The organism is Psychrobacter sp. 1Y4, assembly GCF_051847555.1.
Map to the genome: position 1 here is coordinate 1 of NZ_JBPYDE010000067.1, position 1,368 is coordinate 1,368.

Below are 1,368 nucleotides of genomic sequence, written 5' to 3' on the forward strand. Positions count from 1 at the left end.
CTACCTGTGTAACCTCTAATCCGATAACCTCTTGAGTTTTAGGATCGACATACAGATCACCCTCTCGGTATACGCCATAACGCTGACCAACGATCAGTGGCACCCCTTTGGCATAGACTTTATCACCGCTTGCAGTAATAAGGTTGCGATTTTTGGACGCCAAAATATAAGGGGTAGTATTGAAATCTTCTGGATCTACAATGAGGGTTTTATCTAACCAGTGCTGGATAGCAGACCACGGAATAGGCGGGACACTATTGGCAGTAGAGGTAACAGTGACTGTACTCGCAACCACGTTACCCATCATTTGTTTTTCGATACCTGCACAGCCTTCACCCGTATCGACTCCGATCAAGGTTTTGCCTTGAATAACACAAAGGATCAGAATGTCGTTAGGATAGATAAGGTTTGGGTTTTTGATTTGCTTATTGGTGGCCCAGATCTCTTTCCAGCGCCACGGACTGTCGAGGTAGCGACCTGAGATATCCCACAACGTATCGCCTTTTTTGACAGTATAGCGGTTGGGAGCATCAGCTTTGATAGTAGGTGGTGGATTGTTTGCGTGTGCTGTAGTCATCAACATAGCACCGCTAAATGTCGTAACTAATAATCCTTTTGCCAGTGCTTTTGCTGTCTTTTTTAAGCTCATCTTCATGGTTATATCCACAATATGTACCATTGTTTTGATCATGACAAACTGCACTAGCACCATTTATCTAAAGATATTTTACTTTATTAAAAAATAGTAAAAATCATTTAATATTAGTAATCTATAAGCAATTCAATCATGACAACTATAGGGCGGCTGTTCAGTATAATTGGCTGGAACGATTCCTAAAAAAGCGTCTAGCATAATGATGGCTTTCCGACGCTGTTTCTAATACTACAATTATCTATACCATAACACAATCATAAACACTTTATTACAATGGTGTAACCTTTGGACCACCCTATTGATTCCTTGAAGATGGGCTTAGACTATCTTGTTGCCTAAGCTGGGTTTGGAGCCACATGCTGACGAATTTGCTCAGCGACCAGTTCAGCACTATTTTCTAATACCACAACATGTTGCGGTAGGCTCTCTAAACCTTCAGTGTGAGCTGGGCGCTTAATATCTATCTGTCCCACTGCTTCGATAATGGTATCTGCAAATTTAACGGGCAACGCGGTCTCTGCACAGATAATGACTTCATCCTCACGCTGCAATTCTTTGGCAACCTTGATACCGTCAGCCGTATGCGGATCGACAAGCTCGCCATGCGTTTCATACAATGCTTTGATCGTATTTAAACGATCGCTATGGGTTGATTTGCCCGCAGCAAAGCCATAACGCGTATTGACCGCTTCCATCAAATCAGACAAGTCAAA

General features: G+C 42.5%; 1 protein-coding gene and 1 pseudogene. Both read right to left on the reverse strand.

The window, feature by feature from the left end; translation table 11 throughout:
* Positions 1-655 (reverse strand): LysM peptidoglycan-binding domain-containing protein (locus ACS8FC_RS14180; protein WP_439297231.1); only part of this gene is annotated, 655 nt, incomplete at its 3' end.
* Between the two features lie 335 nt (positions 656-990).
* Positions 991-1,368 (reverse strand): annotated as a pseudogene (locus ACS8FC_RS14185) (threonine synthase); the annotation flags it as partial.